The 4,019-nt window shown below is 47.9% G+C and carries 3 protein-coding genes and 1 pseudogene; all 4 read right to left on the reverse strand.

Annotated features, from left to right (window positions below):
• Nucleotides 1-494: pseudogene (locus tag ABYW01_RS15895) on the reverse strand (hypothetical protein); the annotation flags it as partial.
• Nucleotides 495-567: 73 nt separating this feature from the next.
• Entirely contained in the window at nucleotides 568-2,211 is a 1,644-nt protein-coding gene (locus ABYW01_RS15900; RefSeq protein ID WP_372834527.1) for a TonB-dependent receptor plug domain-containing protein, read from the reverse strand.
• Nucleotides 2,212-2,263: 52 nt separating this feature from the next.
• A complete protein-coding gene (locus tag ABYW01_RS15905; RefSeq protein ID WP_372834524.1) occupies nucleotides 2,264-2,701 on the reverse strand; it encodes a TonB-dependent receptor plug domain-containing protein in 438 nt (145 codons plus the stop codon).
• Nucleotides 2,698-4,019: sensor histidine kinase (locus ABYW01_RS15910; protein ID WP_372834525.1), on the reverse strand; the 1,322-nt coding region annotated here is incomplete at its 5' end. The genes ABYW01_RS15910 and ABYW01_RS15905, both read right to left, overlap by 4 nt.

Consider the following 4,019-nt stretch of genomic DNA (forward strand, 5'->3'; position numbering starts at 1 on the left):
GGGGCCAATGTCAGATCACCCTCCGATTCTCTGGTATTACCCAATAGAGCTATGTGCTCATGAGCACATTCAGCGGCGGATATATGATGATTCTTTCTCAGAAACTTCATACTCTCGAAAACTTCACGGCTTCCTTGCCATTCGCCCCCAAGAACATTAAGCGCCAAGGGCAACACGTGACTCGTATTCGTTTTGCTTACCGCTGCATTCATCGCAGCTCTGGATGCATTGTGCCGAGGTCCCGGATGAATCACGCTAAGCAACAACGTATCAAATAAGCGACGCTGTGATTCATTGGGCAGTTCGCTTTGAAATAACAGAAATAGTACTTCAGAGAAGCTTTTATTATTTATAAGAGCAAGATGCTCATATCCATGGCAACGAGCTTCATCTACGTGATAAGGGTTATCGCTCGCAGGCATCTCTTTCCAGATTGCGGTTGACACTTTTTCGCAAAAAGCATCACCACGTTTTTTTACGTCTACCTTAGCCATAGAAGCTACTTTGCCCATCAATACCAATAGGGCACCGTATCTTTACGGTGTCCGACTTTAATTTTTACCAGAGTTAGAAGCTGTACTGTAACTCACCCCAGATACTACGACCTTCAAGAGGATAGTCACTTGGAATGACGCTGTTTGATGGCTCACGCGCATCCGTATCCAGTAGGTTTTTAACAATCAGTGACAATTTCAACCGGTCCTGATTAAAGCTACGTGACAATCGCGTATTAACCCAGTGATAGTCATCAATCTCCGCGCGGTTATCCCCAGTAATCCGACTCCGGGAACCCACCCAATAATGCTGTAAAGAGGCTTGCCAGTCTCGATTGAAACGATAGTTCAAATCCAAATAGGTTGTGTGCTCTGGAGCGTCAGCAACTTTTTCACCCGTATCCGCATCCTCAGAACGCTGCCACGCATAAGAAGCATTTACTTTCAGCTCCTCTGTTGCCTGCCAATCTAACTCGAGCTCTAGACCGTAACCGTCTTGGTTACGTGCGTTCTGATACTGTCGAGTATTCCCCTGAGCTACGATTGCTATAAGATCTGTAGCTTCATAAGTGAAGAGACTCAGATTAATACCCGTATCGAAATTGGGTCGATAATCAAACGCCAGTTCCCATGTCTCTATCTCTTCTGGATCCAGATTTGGATTTCCTAAAGCGGATGGGTTGTTCTGAAAGAATTGCTCAGCGAAAGAAGGAGCACGGAACGCCTCACCGTATAACAGCTTGGTTGTCAGGTTATGCAGCGGCTCCCAAACAAGCGCGAGTCGTGGGTTCGCCGTGTTTCCAAAGTCCTCAAAATGATCCCAGCGCATACCCGCAGTAAATGACCAATCGTTATTTAGCTGCCACTGATCTTGTGCAGATACAAAGTAGGAGCTGCGTCGATGGTCCTGAAGATATATATCAGGGGTTCCAGTAACGTTAGTGAGACCGCCATCCACAGTTGAAGACGCACCATCGATGACCCCTGGCCCGTAGTTTTTGTACTCTTCGGCCTCAATTTCACTCTCTGACCAGCCTGCAGCTATGCGGATAGAATGATCATTAAACCCACTATACAGCGCAGCAAATTCTGCATCATAGTTCACAGAAACTGCACGCGGATTACCTATATATCCGTCAGGAAATGAGACTAACCCGGCTACAGGCATGGAGAACGCATTTCCATCCGTACCAACTGGTAAAACCGAGCCTGCCGGGAATAAATACAGAAGAGAATCACTTTTACTGCGCTGATAAGAAAGATCAGCAGCAATCTTCAAGTCATCATTTAAATCTGTGTCATAACTCAAGTGCGTCAAGAACTGGGTTGCAACCTGAGATCCTTTCTTATCCAACGCTTTTGCCGCGCCCTGTCCGAGACCGCCACCATCCTGTTGCCAATACCAATTCTGCAATTTCCAGTTACCCGTACCTAAATCAAGATGCAGATTTGTGACATCGTAATGCGTGCTTAATGCACCTGGTGCCAGGGATGCATTGGTACCAAACATTTCATCCAAAGCTGTCTGCTGGTCCTGTGTGACAACACGACCATCATCACCATCCGAGCGCTGATGTTCCAGCGCAAAAGACACCGCTAACGCCTCAAGCTGAACGCCCTTGCGAACCCAGAAATCACGGCTATTAAAACTGCCAGAACGAACTCCTACCGCACCGCTTTCGTTTTCATCCGCCGATTTAGTAATAATATTGATCACACCGCTAAATGCATCTGCACCATATACAGCAGAGCCGGGACCACGAATCACTTCAATACGGCTGATGTTGCTCAGAGGCATCTGAAATGTCAGCGGCAGCCCCCCCATTCGTATAATCTTTAACCACAGCACCGTTCATCAACACCAATATCTGTGGATTAAATCCTGTCTGAATCCCTCGTACGGAATACACAGGATCAAGTCGACTTAGGTCCGACGGCATCACATGCAAACCTGGGATGCGTTCCAAAACCTCGTCGAGATGGGTGGCTCCCATCGCCTCAATCTGTTTACTCGAAATTACACTCGCAACAGAGGGCGCTTTACTGATCGGCGTACTCGTACCTGTCGCTATGCTAACAAGCTCATCCTGACCGTAGAAATCTGCAAACTCATCGCCATCCGTGAACTGGTTGTTACCGTCAGCCATCACTGCTGCGGTCCAGATAGTTGAGGTCAGAGCTAGAAAAGACAACTTTTTATGCATCATAATTTTTCCAGTTCTGTACTACTTAGTTTCTTGGAGAGCAGAGCCTCTGATGCCTGAACAACAGTTTCTGCTGGGACCACCAGCGGTAGCCTGAAAATAAATGTGGTGCCCTGGCCGGTTTCACTGAACACGTCCAGCGTGCCACCCATCATCTCCGTAAAATGCTTGGAAATTGCCAGCCCTAACCCCGTGCCACCATATTTCCGTTTTACACTGCCATCAATTTGTCGGAATTTATCGAAGATCAGCCCTTGCTGCTCCTTCGGAATACCGATACCTGTATCTGATACTTGCCAGATAACAAATCCATCCTCCACTGAGGTCGACAGTAAGACCGTGTCTTTTTCGGTAAATTTGCACGCATTAGAAAGCAGGTTCAGCAATACTTGCTGAGCTTTCTCAGTGTCGACCTGAAGTAAGCTATCTTCAGTAGGTAGATATACCTTGAACGTGTTCTGGCGCTTCGAAGCTAACGGTCGGATGACGGCCTCCGTTTCCTGTGTCAGTGCGTGTAAGCTGATCTCTTGTGGCATCAGCTCCATCTTGCCCGACTCGCACTTTGCCAGATCCAGAATCATATTGATCAACGCCAACAACCGGGTCGAAGCGCGCATCGCTTCGCGCAGATCCTCCACCGGCTCGTCCATCGCTTCATCTTCGAGCTCTTCAATCACCAGCTCGATATAACCCATCGTTGCCTGCAATGGTGTGCGTAGTTCATGGCTGATATTGGCCAAAAACTCAGACTGGGTGCGTACAGCGACTAGCGCCGTATCTCGGGCATGAGTAAGCTCTTTAGTCCGGATCGCCACTTCAGTTTCCAATCCGCTGTTAAGCTGTACCAGCTTATCTTCCTGCTGTTCCAATACCTTCATCATGGCGTTATAGCTTTCCGCCATTTGACGCACTTCCATCGGACCTTCGACATTCGCGTAGTTATGTTCTCCTGAAGTTCTCGCCTCATTCATGCTCTGCGACAAATTCAGTAGTGGGCGGGTAATACGTTTCAAACCCACACTTTGTAGCCATACGAGTAAGATCGCGAAGCCAAGACCAATCATCAGGTTATAGCTGAACAGATTGGTCGTCAGGACCTGCAACGAATCCTTGGATACATTAAGCATCACGTATCCCATCAACTCTTCCTGGCTACCACTGAGTTCAAACTCATCGTAACCATCTTGCTCTTCGCGTAGAAAGACCGGGGCCGTAATGATCCAATGATCACTACTGTCTGCAGCTAACACAGGGGCTGGATGTGCGAACCAGTCTTTCAACTGGTCTTTGTCCCAGGCAATTTCACCGCGTTGTTGCAGCA

This window comes from Pontibacterium sp. (genome assembly GCF_041587635.1).
Taxonomy (GTDB): domain Bacteria; phylum Pseudomonadota; class Gammaproteobacteria; order Pseudomonadales; family Balneatricaceae; genus Pontibacterium.

Coding starts and splice junctions, on each gene's coding strand:
- ABYW01_RS15905 (WP_372834524.1), bottom strand. CDS start 2,701: ATGATGCATAAAAAGTTGTCTTTTCTAGCTCTGACCTCAACTATCTGG.